This window comes from Paenirhizobium naphthalenivorans (assembly GCF_007992095.1).
In the GTDB taxonomy this organism is placed as follows: Bacteria; Pseudomonadota; Alphaproteobacteria; order Rhizobiales; family Rhizobiaceae; genus Allorhizobium; species Allorhizobium naphthalenivorans.
In genome coordinates, this window is sequence record NZ_BJZP01000011.1 from 61,624 (window position 1) to 81,209 (window position 19,586).

18 protein-coding genes and 1 pseudogene are annotated in these 19,586 nt (G+C 61.7%); 2 read left to right on the forward strand and 17 right to left on the reverse strand.

From position 1 onward, the window contains the following. Positions 1–22: 22 nt before the first annotated feature. The 17 genes and pseudogenes from RNA01_RS12570 to urtA all read right to left on the reverse strand — a co-directional run bounded on the left by RNA01_RS12570 (position 23) and on the right by urtA (position 14,893). Positions 23–892, reverse strand: coding sequence for a GGDEF domain-containing protein (locus tag RNA01_RS12570; protein WP_147180560.1), 870 nt, complete (start codon positions 890–892; stop codon positions 23–25). Between the two features lie 387 nt (positions 893–1,279). Continuing rightward, positions 1,280–1,816 (reverse strand): peroxiredoxin, encoded by a 537-nt coding sequence (locus tag RNA01_RS12575; protein ID WP_147180643.1) that lies wholly within the window; start codon positions 1,814–1,816, stop codon positions 1,280–1,282. Positions 1,817–2,028: 212 nt separating this feature from the next. Continuing rightward, a complete protein-coding gene (gene ureC / locus RNA01_RS12580) occupies positions 2,029–3,741 on the reverse strand; it encodes an urease subunit alpha (protein WP_147180561.1) in 1,713 nt (570 codons plus the stop codon). A 4-nt stretch (positions 3,742–3,745) separates the two neighbouring features. Next, the gene (locus tag RNA01_RS12585) at positions 3,746–4,372 is read right to left on the reverse strand and encodes a glycosyltransferase family 29 protein (RefSeq protein WP_170253441.1); all 627 of its coding nucleotides are present in this window, start codon (positions 4,370–4,372) and stop codon (positions 3,746–3,748) included. Between the two features lie 28 nt (positions 4,373–4,400). After that, complete coding sequence (locus tag RNA01_RS12590; RefSeq protein ID WP_235916604.1) at positions 4,401–4,859, reverse strand: lysozyme inhibitor LprI family protein; 459 nt, start codon at positions 4,857–4,859, stop codon at positions 4,401–4,403. Continuing rightward, positions 4,856–5,212, reverse strand: a complete 357-nt coding sequence (locus RNA01_RS12595) for a GFA family protein (RefSeq protein ID WP_147180563.1) — start codon at positions 5,210–5,212, stop codon at positions 4,856–4,858. Before RNA01_RS12595 ends, RNA01_RS12590 begins: the two co-directional genes overlap by 4 nt. Beyond that, on the reverse strand, positions 5,212–5,517 hold the full coding sequence (locus tag RNA01_RS12600) for an urease subunit beta (RefSeq protein ID WP_147180564.1): 306 nt from the start codon (positions 5,515–5,517) through the stop codon (positions 5,212–5,214). The genes RNA01_RS12595 and RNA01_RS12600 overlap by 1 nt, the downstream gene beginning before the upstream one ends. A gap of 19 nt (positions 5,518–5,536) precedes the next feature. Continuing rightward, positions 5,537–5,791: a DUF1272 domain-containing protein gene (locus RNA01_RS12605; protein ID WP_147180565.1), complete on the reverse strand. Its 255-nt coding sequence runs from the start codon at positions 5,789–5,791 to the stop codon at positions 5,537–5,539. A gap of 9 nt (positions 5,792–5,800) precedes the next feature. Next, complete coding sequence (locus RNA01_RS12610; RefSeq protein ID WP_115669576.1) at positions 5,801–6,103, reverse strand: urease subunit gamma; 303 nt, start codon at positions 6,101–6,103, stop codon at positions 5,801–5,803. Between the two features lie 28 nt (positions 6,104–6,131). Next, positions 6,132–6,950, reverse strand: a complete 819-nt coding sequence (locus RNA01_RS12615; RefSeq protein ID WP_147180566.1) for an urease accessory protein UreD — start codon at positions 6,948–6,950, stop codon at positions 6,132–6,134. Continuing rightward, complete coding sequence (locus RNA01_RS12620; RefSeq protein ID WP_147180567.1) at positions 6,893–8,041, reverse strand: CE1 family esterase; 1,149 nt, start codon at positions 8,039–8,041, stop codon at positions 6,893–6,895. Before RNA01_RS12620 ends, RNA01_RS12615 begins: the two co-directional genes overlap by 58 nt. 95 nt (positions 8,042–8,136) lie before the next feature. Beyond that, positions 8,137–8,838, reverse strand: coding sequence for an urea ABC transporter ATP-binding subunit UrtE (gene urtE, locus RNA01_RS12625; protein WP_147180568.1), 702 nt, complete (start codon positions 8,836–8,838; stop codon positions 8,137–8,139). Between the two features lie 88 nt (positions 8,839–8,926). Then, positions 8,927–9,901: pseudogene (locus RNA01_RS24055) on the reverse strand (alpha/beta fold hydrolase); the annotation flags it as partial. A 4-nt stretch (positions 9,902–9,905) separates the two neighbouring features. Next, positions 9,906–10,658, reverse strand: a complete 753-nt coding sequence (gene urtD / locus RNA01_RS12635; RefSeq protein WP_147180570.1) for an urea ABC transporter ATP-binding protein UrtD — start codon at positions 10,656–10,658, stop codon at positions 9,906–9,908. Between the two features lie 5 nt (positions 10,659–10,663). Continuing rightward, positions 10,664–11,827, reverse strand: coding sequence for an urea ABC transporter permease subunit UrtC (gene urtC, locus RNA01_RS12640; protein ID WP_147180571.1), 1,164 nt, complete (start codon positions 11,825–11,827; stop codon positions 10,664–10,666). Next, positions 11,824–13,428, reverse strand: a complete 1,605-nt coding sequence (urtB, locus tag RNA01_RS12645; protein ID WP_147180572.1) for an urea ABC transporter permease subunit UrtB — start codon at positions 13,426–13,428, stop codon at positions 11,824–11,826. The genes urtC and urtB overlap by 4 nt, the downstream gene beginning before the upstream one ends. Before the next feature lie 175 nt (positions 13,429–13,603). Beyond that, positions 13,604–14,893 carry an urea ABC transporter substrate-binding protein gene (gene urtA, locus RNA01_RS12650; RefSeq protein WP_147180573.1) on the reverse strand — a complete coding sequence of 430 codons (1,290 nt, stop codon included), beginning with the start codon at positions 14,891–14,893 and terminating at the stop codon, positions 13,604–13,606. Between the two features lie 390 nt (positions 14,894–15,283). On the opposite strand from urtA, the gene RNA01_RS12655 reads away from it, so the two are divergent. Further along, entirely contained in the window at positions 15,284–18,670 is a 3,387-nt protein-coding gene (locus RNA01_RS12655; RefSeq protein ID WP_147180574.1) for a hybrid sensor histidine kinase/response regulator, read from the forward strand. Next, positions 18,663–19,586, forward strand: coding sequence for a response regulator transcription factor (locus RNA01_RS12660; protein ID WP_147180575.1), 924 nt, complete (start codon positions 18,663–18,665; stop codon positions 19,584–19,586). The genes RNA01_RS12655 and RNA01_RS12660 overlap by 8 nt, the downstream gene beginning before the upstream one ends.

The window sequence follows — 19,586 nt, forward strand, 5'->3', positions numbered from 1 at the left end:
GGCAAACAGCAAGGCCGAAGTTTCAGCCTGCCGCAGGCGCAGGCCCGTCTTCGAAGAACAATGCCCCGGACCGCTCAGAGACAACCGCGGGTTCCTCCGGGAGAACAAGACTGCCCTCCTCGGCCTCGTGGACAATCCTGTTGCGACCATTCGCCTTGGCCCGATAGAGGGCGCGATCCGCAGCCGAATAGACGCTCCCGGGGCGACGCCCCGCCGAGAATTCGGACATACCGGCCGAAATGGTTATGTTGACCGTCGCGCCCTCGCAGCGGATGGCACGTGCTTCGATCAGATTGCGCGCCCGCTCCACCAGGCCGATCCTTTGTGCCACCCCAGCGCCGCGAACGACCACTCCGAACTCCTCACCGCCGAGCCGCGCAACGAGATGCGGCTCTCCGAACACCTCGCGCAGGATCTCCGCGACCGCCTGGATCACGGCATCGCCGACGCAATGCCCATGACTGTCGTTGACGGCCTTGAAGCGGTCGAGATCGAGGATAGCCAGAGACCCTCCTGAATCCGTCTCAGCCAGAACCTCATTGAAGGCTCGCCGGTTGAACAGACCGGACAGCATGTCGGTCCGGCTCAACCGCTCGAATTCGGCGCGTGAGAGCGACAGATCGCGAATCACCTGGCCAGTCACCAGCGCAAGCGCGCCGGACACGGCGCCGCCGAACAGCCAGGAACAGGCCACGGACAATTTGATCGCGTCGGCGAGCGACAGCGGCACAAGCCCCAAGGCATAGCCGAGCGGAAGAACAGCAAGATTGAACACAAATGCGAGCAGAACTGCCCGAAACGTCATCTTCAGCGCAAAATTATAAACAGACGCCTTGCTGTCGAAACTGCCAAGATCGACCTGAAGCAATACCCATCTCTCAAGAAGATCCACCGCGCCGCTCCTTGTTCTTTGCAGCACTGATCGGAATAGGCTTGTTCTCTTGGCCAATTGCTAATGGAATCACTAGAATTCTAGCAAAAGCCAAATAGAATTGAAGTTCTCCCGGCAAATCAAATATAACCTTTGATTGCATAAAAGGCAATATTCACGCATTCCTAAACTTGTGTATTAACCGTTCAATTGTCCATAAATACTCCCATTCTGGTCGCTAAAGCGCCGAATCACAATTCTCGAGCCGCTGAGAGACCGGAAACCACGGATGCTACCTTCCAAAGGCCGGACACCGGCGCCGAAGCGCCGATCGGACTGGCGGCGTTAACGAAAACAGGCCCGGGTACATACCCGGGCCTGTTCAATAGATTTCGGTAGAAAACGGCCTCAGGCGGCGACCTTGGCCTTCAGCTTTTCCATAATGTTCTGCGGCGAGGAAACGCCATAGGGGTCGCTCTCGCAATTGTCGGAATAGCCTTCTTCCTCGAACCACTGCTCGATCTGGCCATCGTTGATGATGGCGGCGTAGCGCCAGGAGCGCATGCCGAAGCCGAGATTGTCCTTGTGCACGAGCATGCCCATCTTGCGGGTAAACTCGCCCGAGCCGTCCGGGATCAGCTTGACGTTTTCAAGATTCTGCGACTTGCCCCAGGCATTCATCACGAACGCGTCGTTGACTGCGATGCAATAGATCTCATCGATTCCTTCAGCCTTGAACTCCGGATACATCTTTTCGAAGTCCGGCAGCTGGTAGGTCGAGCAAGTGGGGGTAAAGGCGCCCGGCAGCGAGAACAGAATGACCCTTTTGCCCTTGAAGTAGTCGTCCGAGGTCATGTCCTGCCAACGGAACGGATTGGGGCCGCCAATTGATTCGTCGCGAACGCGGGTGTGGAAGGTGACATCGGGAACTTTCTTGCCGATCAACATGGCAATCTCCTTGACTGTGAAACAATGCGGTCCATCACGCAAAAGCGGCATGAAGGGCTTTCAGATTAGAATTAAACCAAATTAGTTTGCGACGCAGCATAAAACCACCCCGCGAAGGAAAAGCATGGCAGCCATGCAAAGAACGCATAGCGACGCCATAGCACGGCATCGCCTGGCAAACGATCGGCGGCCAAGTGTCGGCGATCGTCTCAGAACAGAAAGTACCGCTGCGCCATCGGCAGGACCGTGGCAGGTTCGCAGGTGAGCAATTCCCCGTCGGCGCGGACCTCGTAGGTTTCCGGGTCGACCTCGACATGCGGGGTCAGGTCATTGAGAATCATCGACTTCTTGGAAATGCCGCCACGGGTGTTTTTCACCGCCACCAATTGCTTGGCGACGCCCAGTCGACCGGCAAGGCCGGCATCGAGCGAGGCCTGGCTGACGAAGGTGACGGAGGAATTGGTGAGCGCCTTGCCGAAGGCACCGAACATCGGCCGATAGTGCACCGGTTGCGGCGTCGGGATCGAGGCATTGGGATCGCCCATGGGAGCGGCCGCGATCGAGCCGCCGAGCAGCACCATATCCGGCTTCACACCGAAAAAGGCGGGACTCCAGATCACCAGGTCGGCCCGCTTGCCGACCTCGATCGAACCGATCTCGTGGGAAAGCCCCTGCGCGATCGCCGGATTGATCGTGTATTTGGCAATGTAACGACGGACGCGGAAATTATCGTTGTCGCCGGTTTCCTGGGCAAGCCTGCCGCGCTGGCGCTTCATCTTGTCGGCGGTCTGCCAGGTGCGGATCGCCACCTCGCCGACGCGGCCCATGGCCTGGCTGTCGGACGAAATGATCGAAAAGGCGCCGATGTCATGCAGGATGTCTTCCGCCGCGATGGTTTCCTTGCGGATACGGCTTTCGGCAAAGGCAATGTCTTCGGGGATAGACGATGACAGGTGGTGGCAGACCATCAGCATGTCGAGATGTTCGGCAATCGTATTGACCGTGTAGGGCCGCGTCGGATTGGTCGATGACGGAATGACATTCATCTGGCCGCAGATCTTGATGATGTCCGGCGCATGGCCACCACCCGCACCTTCGGTATGGAAGGCGTGAATGGTACGGCCGCGCATCGCGCCGATCGAATCCTCGACAAAGCCGGATTCGTTCAGCGTGTCGGTGTGGATCATCACCTGCACGTCGTACTGATCGGCGACGGTGAGGCAGCAGTCGATCGCCGCCGGCGTCGTGCCCCAGTCTTCATGCAGTTTGAGCGAGGATGCGCCGCCGAGCACCATTTCCTCAAGCGCACCGGGCAGCGAGGCATTGCCCTTGCCGGCAAAGGCGAGGTTCATCGGGAAGGCGTCGGCCGCCTCGATCATCCGGGCGATGTGCCACGGACCGGGCGTGCAGGTGGTCGCGAGCGTACCGTGGGCCGGGCCGGTGCCACCGCCGAGCATGGTGGTCAACCCGCTCATCAGCGCTTCTTCGATCTGCTGCGGGCAGATGAAATGAATGTGACTATCCATGCCGCCGGCGGTCACGATCTTACCCTCGCCGGCGATCACCTCGGTGCCCGGACCAACGATAATGTCGACACCGACCTGCGTGTCCGGATTGCCGGCCTTGCCGATCGCGTGGATGCGCCCGTCCTTCAACCCGATGTCAGCCTTGACGATACCCCAATGGTCGACGATCAGCGCATTGGTGATGACCGTATCGACGGCACCGTTGGCGCGCGTGACCTGACTCTGGCCCATGCCGTCACGGATGACCTTGCCGCCGCCGAACTTCACCTCGTCGCCATAGGTGGTGAAATCCTTCTCGACCTCGATGAAAAGTTCGGTATCGGCAAGCCGCACCTTGTCACCGGTAGTCGGTCCGAACATAGAGGCATAGGCCTTGCGGGACATCTTGTAGGGCATGGTATCAGTCTCCTTGGGAGGGGGAAGACAGGTTTGGGGATTTGAGCCGCGCGAGCTTGCCGGCGGCTACGAAACTGTCGATCAGGCGCCGCTCGGCGGCAAAGGGATGGCCGTGCCATCCCTCGTGGGTGAAGCCGGCAAGAACGATCTCATCATCGACACAAGCGGGATCGGCGAGAATATCGGCAATCACGATCATGCCGCTGCTTGGTGAGACATAAGGGTCTGGATGAAAACCCTGAAGCGCCTCATCCACCGCCTCATGCACATGACGCGACAGGATGCGATGACGCATGGACCGGGCCGCGGCCAGATCCGAAAAGCCGCGGCTATAGTCGTCGCAGAAGTCGTCGAGTTCCGGATGGCTGCGCTCAAGAGCTTCACGCATCTCGCGAAACTTGTCCGGATCGCGCACCGACCAGATCTCGGTGGCGGCCTGGACAGCCGGACTGCCGGACCAGTCTCCGGACAGCATCGCTTTGGCCGGACGGCCGGTGTTGCACACGGCGATCACATCGGTGCGGCTTCCGGCGGCTCCGAAATTGCCGCACTCGTTGAAACGGATCACACGGTCGGCGGCGTCGATCGTCGCCGCGGCGCCCTCCGGTAGGGATCCATTTCCCACGATCATGATGCGCTGTCCCATCTCCGTCCGATCGTCAGTTTCCGAAACCGTTGATGAGATCCTCCAGTTCCGCCGTCCGCTTGCGCGTCAGGTCCGCCAGGCAGAGCTCTATGATCGCCGGCTCGAGGCTACCGCCGCGTACGGAAAAGCCCTGCACATCGCAATGCCCGTCGCGATACTGAATCCAGGCGCGCTGCGCCTTCATCAAGGCATCGACCGCGCCCCTCTGTTCGGCATCCAGCCCGGCATCCCATTCGGCCACCGCCTTTTTGGTCTTGCCCCACTGCTCGTTGAGCTTCTTGTCTGCCGCCTCGTGCTCCTGCACGGCGCAGACGGTCATTTCCGTCTGGGTGACGGCGTCCTCGCACTTGATGATCGGCTCATCCTCAGCCGAGGCCGGTGCGACCACCAGGCAAAGCGCCAACGCGGCAAGTGCGCTGCTACTTCGGGCGAGCGGTGTCATCGACTTCAGCAGATTTCCCAGCCCCCTCACAGCGATGCTCCGTCGAATGCCTGCGACGGCAGCGCGCGCGCATCGACTCCGTCGAGGCAATTGACATTAACCGCGACCATCTCCTTGCCGTCCGGCGTCGCTCCAAGCGAAAAACTCTCAATACCGCAGGTCTTGCAGAAGAGATGATGGATGACGTGCTTGTTGAACTGGTATTCGGCGAGGTTGTCCTCGCCTGAGTTTAGTTTGAACGCCTCCCGCGGCGCGAAGGCGAGTACTGAGCCCAACCGCCGGCAACGCGAACAATTGCATACGGCGGTATGACCGAGATCAACATCGATGTCGAAATCGACGGCACCGCACTGACAGCTGCCATGATAATGCGCGATAGTCATCAGAGCCTCCCCATGACCTTCTGCCTGAAACCATAGACCTCACGCTTGCCGGCAAGCGGAATGAGCGTCACCTGACGCATCTGGCCGGGCTCGAAGCGCACCGCCGAGCCGGCAGGAATGTCGAGCCGCATGCCCCGCGCCTTTTCTCGGTCGAAGTCGAGACCGGCATTGGTCTCGTAGAAATGGTAATGGCTGCCGACCTGCACCGGCCGATCGCCGGTGTTGGACACTTCGAGCGTCACCGTCTCGAAGCCGGCATTGAGTTCGATGTCGCCGCTTGCGGCAATGATTTCACCCGGGATCATGAACTGCCCCTCTCCGTTATCAGGCGGCCTTGACGGGCTGGCAGCCCTCGGCCTTGAAGACGCGCCGGCTCGACGCTGGATTGTTTACGAGTTTCGCCGCCGGCCGGATCGGTCGACGCACCAGTTCGCCACCGCAATTGGGGCAGAGGCCGCCAAGCACGGTGGCCGCGCAATCGCTGCAAAAGGTGCACTCGAAGCTGCACATCACGGCATCACGGCTTTCCGGCGGAAGGTCGCGGTCACAACATTCGCAATTGGGTCTGAGCTCGAGCATGGACGCGCCTCAACGGATCGGTTCGTGGACGGTGACAAGCTTGGTGCCGTCCGGGAAAGTGGCCTCTACCTGCACGTCGTGGATCATCTCGGCGATCCCCTCCATCACCTGGTCGCGGGTGATGACATGGGCGCCGGCCTCCATCAGTTCGGCAACCGGACGACCGTCGCGGGCGCCTTCAACGACGAAATCACTGATCAGCGCGATCGCTTCCGGATAGTTCAGCTTGACGCCCCGTTCCAGCCGACGCCGCGCCACCATGGCCGCCATGGCGATCAGCAGTTTGTCTTTTTCCCTCGGCGACAGGTTCATGACCGCTCCACTCGTTTATTGACTGATGTCACAGATTCCAGACTTTCGGCACTGACGCCCCGCCGCGCAAGACGGAAATCGCCGGGATCAGGCATTTTCTCAAAGTATACCCATCTTCGGCCGCAAGCCGGGCGACAAGCTTTCCATTCCATTGGCTGGCGCCACCCGCCGCATCACCGAGCACAGCGCGCACCTTGGGCAGCAGCGCCTCGCAAAGGGGCCCGCTATAGAACACGGTGGCAAAGGCAACCTTGCCGGCCAGAACAGGACCAGAGGCCGTCAAGCCGGCCACGTCTCCGGCCATCAGCAATTCTTCGGCATGGATCAGGCTGCCGCCACGGCGGATGCGCCAGCGGTCACGCAACATGCCCTGTGCCATGGCCTCGCCCATGGCCTTGCGGCCGAGCAGGATCGCTTCGACGGCGACGAATTCGGCACTCTCGTCAAGATCGACCTCAAGGCGCCGCGTCAGCGAGGCATTGTCGAAAAGAATGCTCTCCTGCGGCAGCCAGTGAACCCGCGCACCGGGACCGGCGTCAATGCGCGTGGTCACCTCGGCCGTGCCGGCGGCTGCCTTGTAGACCTTCTCGCAGGCCTGGGTGGTGGCGGTGAGAAATGTGTCGGGGCCGGCGACAAACGACCAGTCCATCCGGTCACCGCCTGTCAGGCCGCCAGCGGTGTTGATGATCACCGCCTCCATCTCGTCGGTAAAGGTCTGCGGCAAGCGGATCTTGGCCGCGCCTTCCTGGTAGAGTTCGGCAATGCGCGTGCGCCCGCCGAATGGCTTCGTCACAAGCCTTCCGACGCCCCGGGCGCGCTGAGGTCTGATTGCACTGGCTGTCTGCACGCTGTTCCCTGCCCGCCCTTGTTGTTCGTGGCGGTTGTTGTCGTGTCGATGCAGGTCGCCTTGGCCGTCGATGTGGCCACAAGCTCCTTTCCCGCACTGCGAAAGAAGTCCCACATTCTGTCCGTCGCATCAACCTCCCGGATCGCCTCATCCCCGCCCATTGCGAGAGGAAAGTGGATGCTCTGCGCGGGCCAGTCATGCGTGGCGTCGGCGATCACATAGGACATGACGCTCGTTCCGCCCCGGCAGCCGGAATAGGTCGACACGGAAAACCCGTCACCCTTGTCGGTGCTCTCACGGTCGTCGCAGCCATTGAGTTCGGCCCAGCGTTTCAGCGCGACCTCGCCGCCATATTGCCAATAGGGTTTGCCACCGCCAGCGAACGGATTGATGTGATCCTTGAGACCGGAAAACGCGATGATCGAGATCGGCCGAGCCGGCTGGCAGCTTGCCTTGCGCGGCCGCCATACGCCATCCTCCTGTTCCGGATAGCCGGCGCGCAAGCCCATGACAAAGCCGGCGGCAGTGAAATCCCCATGCCCGTCGCAGATATATTGCGACAGCATACGCCCGCCGCCGGAATAGCCGGAGGCGTAGACGCGGGCCGGATCGACGCAGAACATCTGCTTGGCCTTGTCAACCGCGTCGCGGATGAACCTGCCTTCATCGAGACCGTTGCCGCGGCTGACGCCCGGCAGCGGATTCACGCCGGGAACATTCCAGGCATAGGTGCCAGGCACAGCGCCGTCGAGACTGCCCTGTAACGCCATGACGATGAAGCCTTCCCGCTCGGCGACAGCATCCCAGTGGCTACGGTTCATCTGACCTTCGGGATGGCTGTTGGAACCGTGGAAGTCGAAGACAAGCGGCAGCTTGCGCTTTCCGCTGTAGGTCGAGGGAATGAAATAAACAGCCGAGCGCTCGACGCCGTCCGATTGGATCGCCAGCTCGTGCCGTCCGGCCGGCAATGACACACCGCAGCCCGAGGCCATGGCGCTTGCGCCCATGCCGGCGAGGATGAAAAGTGCCGTTGCAAGGAAGCCGACGGCCCCGCCGCCCCGCACACAGTGTCGAACCATGCTGGTTGTCATGGCTAAGCCTTTGTTTCGCAGACACGTGTCATTACCACGCCGCCTTACAGCATCAACCATGCTTTACTAATAATTCATCAACCCCGCTTTCCGGTTCAAACGGTCAGATGGCGGCGCGCTTCCGCCGTGTCGAGCGTTTCAGCCGGCCCCTGATGCACGATCTCGCCGCGATCCATGATGTAGACATGGTCGGCAAGCTCGCGGCAGAAGTCGAGATATTGTTCGACCAGCAGGATCGCCATGCCGGTCGAGTCCCGCAGGTAGCGGATCGCCCGGCCGATGTCCTTGATGATCGACGGTTGGATCCCTTCGGTCGGCTCGTCCAGCACAAGGATTTTGGGGCGAGTGACCATCGCCCGGCCGATGGCGAGTTGCTGCTGCTGGCCGCCCGACAAGTCACCGCCGCGCCTTGCGAGCATGGTTTGCAACACCGGGAAGAGGCTGAAGATCTCGTCGGGGATGAAGCGTTCCTTGCGCGGCAGTGGCGCATAGCCGGTTTCGAGGTTTTCCCTGACCGTCAGCAACGGAAAAATCTCGCGCCCCTGCGGCACATAGCCGATACCGGCGCGGGCTCGGTTGAACGGTGCCATGCCGTTGAGCGTCACCCCGTCAAAGGCGATCTTGCCGGCCGTCACGCCGTGCTGGCCAGTGACGGCGCGAAGCAACGACGACTTGCCGACCCCGTTTCGCCCGAGCACGCAGGTGATCTTGCCGGCACCAGCCCGGATGCTGACACCGCGCAAGGCCTGAGCTGCGCCATAGTGGAGATTGACGTTGTCGACGACGAGATCGCTCACGATATGGTCTCCTTGATGAAATCCTGGATGGCGGAAAAAGCATCGCCGTTGTGCCCAACCCAGAGATGGCCCCGCTGGGGTAGATGATCGAACGCGCCCCCGGCACGGTCGCCGCGATGTGCCGCGCCGCGTCGGCAGTCAGATAGCGGTCGTCTTCACACGAAATCGCCAGTGTGGGCGCAGTGATGCTGGCGATTGCCATCTCATCCGGGTTGCCGGCCAGACGCATGTCGTTGACCAGGCCCCGTGCGCGTGCGCTCACTGGCAATATTGCCTGCAGTATCGATTGTACGCGCAGGCGTTCGTCTGGACCCACCGCTTCCAGCAGCGCGGGGTCTGTGGCAAGAACCGAACCGATCAGCATGTCGGAAGCGGTCCCGGTCAGGGTCCAGTAGAGAAAGTCGGATTCCAGGGCAGATTTGACAATCCGCTGCATAAGCGGCGACCACGGCCGCGCGGCCGGCCGGTTCGGCGCATAGGTCGCAGGTACCAGCGCGACCAGCGCGGCGCAACGATCTGGATGACGGATGGCGAAAGCCTGCGCCGAGAGAGCCCCGGCCGAACCGCCCACGACCGCGATCTTGTCGATAGCCAATTGATCAAGCAGTTCGGCCAAGGCATCCGCTTGATTTTCGGATGACGGGACTTCGGGGAAGTCTGTACCCAGATAGCCGAAGCGTGATGGCGCAATCACCCGCATCCCACGCTCGATCAACGGTTGGGCGAACAGCATGCCCTGGTCAAAGCCGCCCCCGCTCCCATGGACCATCAGCACTGAAGGTCCATGGCCGGCCTCGGCGTATTCGAGCCGGCCAAAACGGGTAACGATGGCATTCGGACGATAAGAGGCGATGCGCGCCCGCGCGCTTTCCATCGCCCGGGAAAAGGAATGGCGCGCCCATCCGCTACCGGCTGCCGCGCCGACGGTCCCCGAGGCAAGCGCGAGTATCATCCGGCGCGTCATCATGCCCATGATCTCCGCGGACATTCCCACCATGCCCCGTGGCATCGTTTCGATCACCGGGATCATATCAGGGTGAGTCATCGGCGCATTGACAATCATCAGGTCACCGCCCGAGGTAGTTTTCAATGACCTTGGGATCGGCCGATACGAAATCGATCGAGCCTTCGGCCAGCACCGAACCTTCGGCAAGGCAGGTCACCTTGACGCCCAAGTCGCGGATGAAACCCATATCGTGCTCGACGACGACGACGGAACGGGTCTTGGCGATCTCCTTGAGCAGGATCGCCGTCTCCAATGTCTCCGCGTCGGTCATGCCGGCGACCGGCTCATCGACCAACAGCAGCCTCGGTTCCTGCGCAAGCAGCATGCCGATTTCCAGCCATTGCTTCTGGCCATGGGAAAGATTGGCGGCGAGATCCTCCTTGCGGCCGGTGAGCCGTACGGTTTCGAGGATCTCCTCTATGCGAGCCTTGTCCTGCGCCGTCAGCCGATAGAACAGCGTGCCGAACACCCCACGGCTGCGGTTAAGCGCCAGTTCAAGATTGTCCCAGACGGTGTGGCTCTCAAATACCGTCGGCTTCTGGAACTTGCGGCCGATGCCAAGCTGGGCGATTTCAGCCTCGTCCTTCTTGGTGAGGTCGACCTCGCCGTTGAAGAACACCTCGCCCTCGTCGGGCCGGGTCTTGCCGGTGATGATGTCCATCATCGTCGTTTTGCCGGCACCATTCGGGCCGATGATCGCGCGCAGCTCGCCCGGTTCGACGACGAAGGACAGCGCGTTCAGCGCCTTGAACCCGTCGAAGGAAACGGAGACGCCATCGAGATAGAGAATGCTCGTCGGTTTCTTGTTGTTCATCTCGTTTACTCCGCGGCCTGGCCAAGCGGCACCGCCGCGTCCGTACCCTTTTCAGCCTCGACGGCCGCTTTGCGATCCCTGCCCGCCGCATAGCGCTGCTGGATCGTGCCGACGACGCCCCTCGGCAGGAACAACGTCACGCCGATGAACAGCCCGCCAAGGGCGAACAGCCAGAGTTCCGGGAAAGCGCCGGTGAAGTAGCTTTTGCCGGCATTGACGAGCAGGGCGCCGATAATCGGGCCGATCAGCGTGCCGCGCCCGCCGACGGCGGTCCACACCACCACTTCGATCGAGTTGGCCGGCGCGAATTCGCCGGGATTGATGATGCCGACCTGCGGCACGAACAGCGCGCCGGCAATGCCCGCCATCATCGCCGAGACGACGAAAGTGAAGAGCTTGATGTTCTCGACCCGGTAGCCAAGGAAGCGCACCCGGCTTTCGGCATCGCGTACGCCGACCAGCACCTTGCCGAACTTGGAGCGCACGATGGCCGAAGAGATCAGCAGGCAGAGAGACAGCATGATCGCCGACAGGGCAAACAGCACCGCGCGGGTTCCGTCGGCCTGGACGTTGAAGCCGATGATCTCCTTGAAATCGGTCAGACCGTTATTGCCGCCAAAACCCATGTCGTTGCGGAAGAAGGCGAGCAGCAGCGCATAGGTCATCGCCTGGGTGATGATCGACAGATAGACACCGTTGACGCGGGAGCGGAAAGCGAACCAACCGAAGACGAAGGCGAGCAGGCCCGGCACGACGAGGACCATCAGCATGGCGAACCAGAACATGTCCATGCCTTGCCAGAACCACGGCAGTTCCTTCCAGTTGAGGAAGACCATGAAGTCGGGCAGCAACGGATTGCCATAGACACCGCGCGAACCGATCTGGCGCATCAGATACATGCCCATGGCATAGCCGCCGAGCGCGAAGAAGGCGCCGTGACCGAGCGAAAGGATGCCGCAATAACCCCAGACGAGATCGAGCGCGAGCGCGAGCAGCGCATAGCAGAGATATTTGCCCATCAACGAGACGGCATAGGTCGGGATGTGGAAAAAGCTGTCCGGCGAAGTCAAGAGATTGAGTGCCGGCACCAGCATCGCGACGCCCAGCAGCATGGCGATGGCGACGACGATCTTTCCTTCGAGTGCCCTGAAGATGAAGCCCGTGATCATGCTTCCACCGCCCTTCCCTTGAGCGCGAAAAGCCCGCGCGGTCGTTTCTGGATGAAGAGGATGATCAGCACCAGCACGAGGATCTTGCCCAGCACCGCGCCGACCGAGGGTTCGAGGAACTTGTTGAGAATGCCGAGCGACAAGGCGCCGACCAGCGTGCCCCAGAGATTACCCACCCCGCCGAACACCACGACCATGAAGCTGTCGATGATGTAGGCCTGACCGAGGTTGGGCGAGACATTGTCGATCTGCGAAAGCGCCACCCCGGCAATCCCGGCGACGCCGGAACCGAGCGCGAAGGTGAACGCGTCGACCCAAGGGGTGCGGATGCCCATGGAAGAGGCCATACGGCGGTTCTGGGTGACGGCGCGCATCTGCAAACCGAAGGCCGAGCGCTTCATCAGGGCCAGCAGCGCGAAGAAGATCGACAGCGAGAAGATCACGATCCACAAGCGGTTCCAGGTGATGGTCAACCCGCCAAGCGCGAACGAACCCGACATCCACGACGGATTGCCGACCTCCTGATTGGTCGGACCGAAGATCGTGCGGATCGACTGCTGCAGAATGAGCGAGATGCCCCAGGTGGCGAGCAGCGTTTCCAGCGGTCGGCCATAGAGGAAACGGATAATACCGCGCTCGATCACCAGGCCGATAACGGCAGTGACCAGAAATGCGACCGGAAGCGCAATAGCCAGCGACCAGTCGAACAGTTGCGGATAGCCGGTGCGGATCACCTGCTGGACCATGAAGGTGGAATAGGCGCCGATCATCACCATCTCGCCATGCGCCATGTTGATGATGCCCATGACGCCGAAGGTGATGGCAAGACCGATGGCGGCAAGCAAGAGGACAGAACCGAGCGACAGGCCATACCAGACGTTCTGCAGGCCATCCCAGAGCGCGAGATTGCCTTCTATGCCGGCAATCGCCTTGTCGAGATCGGGCTTGAGACTTTCGTCAAGGGTTCCGGAAACCGACATCAGGATACCGATCGCCTCACGTCCGCCAAGCGAGGCAACCGTCTCGATCGCGGCACGCTTGTCCTCAATCGAGCGATCGGAAGCAAGAAGGGAGACGGCGCGCGCCTCTTCCATCCGCGCCTTGACCTCAGTGTCGGTCTCCTTGGCCAATGCCGTTTCGACGAGCTCGAGGTTTTCCGCGCTCGGCGACTGGAGAACCGATTGCGCCGCCTGGAGACGAACGGTCCTGTCGGGGCTGAGAAGTGTCAGACCGCCGAGCGCGGAGCGGATGGCACGGCGCAGGCTGTTGTTGACCTTGATCTTGGTGAAGGCCGCCTTCGGCGCTTCGCCGGCGGCCTCGCCCGTCAGGACCTCGGTGGCAGCCAGATTGGCGCCGGCAGTCTTGGTGATCACCACGGCACCATCCGATTTACGGACATAGAGATCGCCTTCGGCAAAGGCCTCAAGCGCCGGCACGACGCGGGCATCACCGGTCGCGGCGATCTGCATCAGCAGATCTTCGGCCTGCTTGAAGTTGGCCGTGCCAAGCGCATTGATCAGATCCCTCGGATCGCTCTGCGCAAACGATGGCGCGGCGAACGCGAAAAACAGGAAGAGGATTGTGAGAAGTCGATTGATCATTGTGGCAGTCCCCGTCGCCCACCGTTGTCAGAGGCGATTGCGGCTTGCTCCCATTTTTCCCGCAAGACGAAATGAGAGCGGATGCGAGGCGATAAGGGGAAAGCCGCAAGGCTTCGCCTCCCCCCTCATCCGGTCCTTCGGCCCCCTTCTCCCCGTCGGGGAGAAGGGGAGACGATCAGCTGCCCTTGCCGCCGCACTTGCCGGTTGCAACGTTGAAGTTGCCGCATTCCATCGGCTTGCGCCAATCGGAGATCAGGTCCTTGGAATCGGGCAGGTAGTCCGACCATTCGTCACCGACGACGGCAGGCGTCTGCTGCACGATTTCGAACTGGCCGTCAGCCTGGATTTCACCGATCAGCACCGGCTTGGTGATATGGTGGTTCGGCATGACGGTCGAATAGCCACCCGAGAGGTTGGGAACAGCAACGCCGATGATCGAGTCGAGCACCGCATCCGTGTCGGTCGTCCCGGCCGCCTCGACGGCCTTCACCCAAGCGTTGAAGCCGATATAGGCGGCCTCCATCGGGTCGTTGGTCACGCGCTTGTCGTTCTTGGTAAAGGCATGCCAGGTCTTGATGAACTCGGCATTGGCCGGGGCATCGACGGACTCGAAATAGTTCCAGGCCGCCAAATGGCCAACCAGAGGCGTAGTATCGAGACCAGCCAGTTCCTCTTCGCCGACCGAGAAGGCGACGACCGGAATGTCTTCGGCCTTGATGCCCTGGTTGCCCAGTTCCTTGTAGAAGGGAACATTGGCATCGCCGTTGATGGTGGAGACGACGGCGGTCTTCTTGCCAGCGGAGCCGAACTTCTTGATGTCGGAGACGATCGTCTGCCAGTCGGAATGACCGAATGGCGTGTAGTTGATCATGATGTCCTCTTCGGCGACACCCTTCGACATCAGGTAAGCCTTGAGGATCTTGTTGGTCGTCTGCGGATAGACGTAGTCGGTGCCGGCGAGCACCCAGCGCTCGACGCCTTCTTCATTGGCCAGATAATCAACGGCCGGGATCGCCTGTTGGTTCGGAGCGGCCCCCGTGTAGAAGATGTTGCGCGAGGATTCCTCACCCTCGTACTGCACCGGATAGAACAGGATCGAATTCAGCTCCTCGAAAACCGGCAGGACCGACTTGCGCGACGACGAGGTCCAGCAACCGAAAACGGCGGCGACCTTGTCCTGGGAAATCAGCTGGCGGGCCTTTTCGGCAAACAGCGGCCAGTCTGAGGCCGGGTCGACGACGACGGCCTCGAGCTTCTTGCCGAGAACGCCACCCTTCTTGTTCTGCTCCTCCACCATCATCAACATGGCGTCCTTGAGCGTCGTCTCGGAGATCGCCATGGTGCCGGACAGCGAGTGCAGCACGCCGATCTTGATCGTATCGTCGGCGGCAAAGGCGCCGTGAAATGCCGTCGTCGACAGCATGGCGCCCATCAACGCGCCGGTGAGCTTCATCTTCAAAGTCATTGCCGTGAACCCCTCTTCTTGTTCGCAACCGGTCGGTTAATGAAATTTAACCGTTGCTGAAGGGGACTATCCGACGCTGCAGTGCAAAACGTTATACGTCATATGACGTAGGTCGGGGGGAAAGGTGGCCAGTCCCGCCGCGGCAAACAAGAGGTGCGCGCGCGTTGACAGCGCCCAAGGCCCGCCATTGCGGCATACCGACGGCCCTGCCGGCGGACTTGCTGAGCGTTGCGGTGGGCGCAAACCGTGTGACGCAGAGTGCTGCGCAAGGCGATCTGGGGAAGGCGCATGACCGGAGCAATAAGCGCGCCGGTGGCTTGCATTTCGGCGAGATGCCGTGAAGATTGCCCAATTCTCACCCCCTCACTCCGAAGAGGCTATTAATTAGGCATGGCCGCACGGCAACGCATCATCCCGGTCCGGCGCGCGTATAACCGCTGGGTCGCCAACCAGACGCTGGAAGACTACGCCCTTCGCTTCACCGCCAAGAGTGCCCGACAGTTCTCCTCCAGCCGAATTTCCCAGACGGCGATCGGCGCGATCTCCTTCCTGGCGCTGGAGGCGATCGGCGGGACGATCACTCTCTCCTACGGCACGACCAACGCTTGTCTCGCCATCATCGCCGCGGCGATTCTGATGCTGTTCGTCGGCCTGCCGATCAGCCGCTATGCGATCCGCCACGGCGTCGACATCGACCTTCTGACCCGCGGCGCCGGATTCGGCTATATCGGCTCGACGGTCACCTCGCTGATCTACGCGAGCTTCACCTTCATGCTGTTCGCGATCGAAGCCTCGATCATGACGGGCGCCCTGGAGCTGGCCTTCGGCATCCCGTTGTGGATCGGCTACATCGTCTCGGCCATGGTGGTGATCCCGCTCGTCACCTATGGCGTACGTCTGATCTCGAAGTTCCAGCTGATAACCCAGCCCATCTGGATCGTCCTCAACATTCTACCTTTCATCTTCATCGCCTTTCTCGACTGGGAGAAGATCGACCTGTGGCGCGCCTTTGCCGGCATCGGCCACTCCAACGCGCAGGCCGGCGCTGCCGCTCCCTTCAATCTGATCGAATTCGGGGCCGCGTCCGCCGTGATCCTGGCGCTGATGCCGCAGATCGGCGAGCAGGTCGACTTCCTGCGCTTCCTGCCGCCGGAGGGTGGCCGAAAGCTGCACCATCGCTTCGCGGTCTTCCTCGCCGGCTCCGGCTGGGTGCTGCTCGGCGTGCCCAAACTGCTCGCCGGCTCGTTCCTCGCCGTGCTGACACTATCGACGGGCGTCCCCATCCGCGAGGCGGCCGATCCGGCTCATATGTATCTGGCAGCCTTCGGCTACATGATCCCGAACGAGACGGCGGCCATGCTGCTGATGGCGTGCTTCGTGGTGATCTCGCAGCTGAAGATCAACGTGATGAACGCCTATGCCGGATCGCTCGCCTGGTCGAACTTCTTCTCCCGCCTCACCCACAGTCATCCCGGCCGCGTGGTCTGGCTGGTGTTCAACGTGGCAATCGCCCTGCTCCTGATGGAGCTCGGCATCTACCGGCTCCTGGAAGAGACGCTTGGCATCTTCTCGATCATCGCCATGGCCTGGCTTTGTACCATCTCGGCCGACCTCTTCGTCAACAAGGCACTGGGCCTTGCTCCCCCCGGCATCGAGTTCAAGCGCGCCCATCTCTACGACATCAATCCGGTCGGCTGCGGCACGCTGCTGCTGTCGGCCGGCATCGCGCTTGCGGCCCATTTCGGCCTGTTCGGCCCCTTGATGGCCTCGCTTGCCACCTATGTCACGCTGATCGCCTTCCTGATCTCGCCGCTGATCGCCTGGGCCACGGACGGCAAGTTCTACCTCGCCCGCAAGCCGCGCCAGAGCTGGAAGAACCTCAGCTCGATCACCTGCTCGATCTGCGAGCATCCCTTCGAGCCGGAGGATATGGCGTGGTGCCCGGCCTATGCCGCGCCGATCTGCTCGCTCTGCTGCTCGCTCGACAGCCGATGCCATGACATGTGCAAACCACAGGCGAAGCTCAACGCCCAAACCGCCTTTGTCGCCGCCCGTATCCTACCCGAACAGGCCATCACATGGCTTTCCACCCGCCTTGGTCGTTACGCCGTCACCGCCGTCATCGCCGTCTCGCTGATTGGCGCCATCCTGGCTCTGATCGCCCACCAGGTCGCGACAGCCTCGCCGGTGACGGCGGAAGTCGTCAACCGGACCGTCCTGATCGTCTTCATCGTCTCCGCCGTGATCTCCGGTGTCGCCAGCTGGTTCTACGTCCTGGCCCATGACAGCCGGGTCGTGGCGGAGGAGGAATCCTCGCGTCAAAACACCCTGCTGCTCAAAGAAATCGCCGCGCACCGCAAGACCGACGCCGCCCTACAGGCCGCCAAGGAAACGGCGGAGGCCGCCAATCGGGCCAAGAGCCGCTACGTCGTCGGCCTTTCCCATGAACTGCGGACACCGCTCAACGCCGTGCTCGGTTATGCCCAGATCCTCGAACGCGATGAAACCATCCCGCCGGCGCGCCAGTCGGCGATCAAGGTCATCCGTCGTTCCGCCGACCACCTGTCCGGCCTGATCGACGGACTGCTCGACATATCGAAGATCGAGGCGGGTCGCCTTCAGGTCTTTTCCAACGAGGTGAACATTCAGGACTTCCTCGACCAATTGGTCGACATGTTCACCCCTCAGGCAACCGCCAAGGGACTGACCTTCGTGCACGAGCGTGCGCGCAGCCTTCCGCAATATGTCCGCACCGACGAGAGGCGACTGCGGCAGATCCTCGTCAACCTCCTTTCCAACGCCATCAAGTTCACCGACCAGGGCACGGTACGCTTCGAGGTTGGCTACCGCAGTCAGGTCGCGACCTTCACCGTGTCCGACACCGGGCGCGGCATATCGGAGAACGACCTGAAACGGATCTACGAGCCCTTCCAGCGCGGCGAGGCGGATAATATCCGGCCGATGCCGGGTCTCGGGCTGGGATTGACCATCACCAAGCTCCTCACCAATACGCTCGGTGGCGAGATCGCGGTGACAAGCGAGAAGGACAAGGGCTCTATCTTCAAGGTGAGACTGATGCTCTCGACGATCGACCGGCCGAGCACCGCCCCCGCCCCGGAGCGCAAAATCATCTCCTACACCGGCCCGCGCCGCACCCTTGTCGTCGTCGATGACAATGAGGACCATAGAGACCTGATGCGCGAGGTTCTGGCGCCGCTCGACTTTGTCGTGCTCACCGCCGCAAGCGGGCCGGAATGTCTCACGCTGATTGAGGGAGTCAGACCGGATCTATTTCTGGTCGACATCCAGATGCCGGGCATGAATGGTTGGCAGCTGGTCGAAAAACTGCGGAATGCAGGCCAAAGTGCACCGATCGTCATGCTCTCGGCCAATATCGGCGATGCGCCCGGACCCGGTGGAGAGGGCCATGACGATGCGATCGCCAAACCGGTCGACGTCCGGCGGCTGCGCGACAAACTCGCCATGTATCTGGGCCTCGAGTGGATCTATGCCGACGAACAGCCGCACCCGGCGGTGACCACCTCCCCCCCGGATCGGCCCCCATCACCTGGCACGGCGCATATCGCCGAACTGTCGCGCCTAAGCGAGATCGGCTATGTCCGCGGCATAGAGGCCAAGCTTGCGGACCTGTCGAAAATCGAGGAAAACAGCGCCTTCGTCGACGCCTCGCGCGGTTTCGTGCAGGCCTTCGACATGGCCGGCTTTGCAACGTTCCTCAAGGAAGTCGATGGCCGGGGGGAGAAGAACCATGGCTGAGGCAAACCGTCCGCGCGATATCGTGCTGCTCGTCGACGACAGCCCGGAGGCACTCGGCTTTTTGACGGAAGCCCTGGAGCAAGCCGGCTTTTCCGTGCTGATCGCCACCTCCGGTCAGGCCGCATTGTCGATCGTCGACAAGATCAGCCCGGATCTCATCCTGCTCGACGCGGTCATGCCCGGCATGGACGGCTTCGAGACCTGCCGCAGGCTAAAGGCCGATCCGGTCGTCGCCCAGGTGCCGGTGATCTTCATGACCGGGCTGACCGAGACGGAGCATGTCGTCCATGCACTCGATTCCGGCGGTGTCGACTACCTGACCAAGCCAATCAACATCGACGAGTTGCGAGCACGCATCCGCGTGCACCTGTCAAACGCCCGCTCTGCCCAGAGCGCCCGCGTGGCGCTCGATGCCGCCGGGCGGCACCTGCTGGCCGTTCGCGGTAACGGCACGGTCCACTGGTCGACCCCCCAGGCAACCCGGCTCGTCGACAGCGCCACCGGCAGCACGAGCGGTCTCGATGTCGTCGCCGACGCCATCGCAAGCTGGATGGCGCAGCGAGGGACACATGCAGCAGAGAACAATACGACCTTCTCGTTCTGTCACGACGGCGAGACAGAATTGCAGCTCGGCTTCCTAGGTGGACTCGGCCCGGACGAATATCTGTTCCGGCTGACGGCCGCCAATCGCAAGCGCGACGACGAAGTGTTGCGCGGCCAGTTCGGCCTGACGCAGCGGGAAGCCGAAGTGCTGCTGTGGATCGCCAAGGGCAAGGCAAACCGCGACATCGCCGATATTCTCGGGCTATCGGCGCGCACGGTGAACAAGCACCTCGAGCAGATCTACGTGAAGCTCGGCGTTGAAAACCGCGCCTCTGCCGCGGTCAAGGCGGCACACGCGCTGCATGTGGATTGA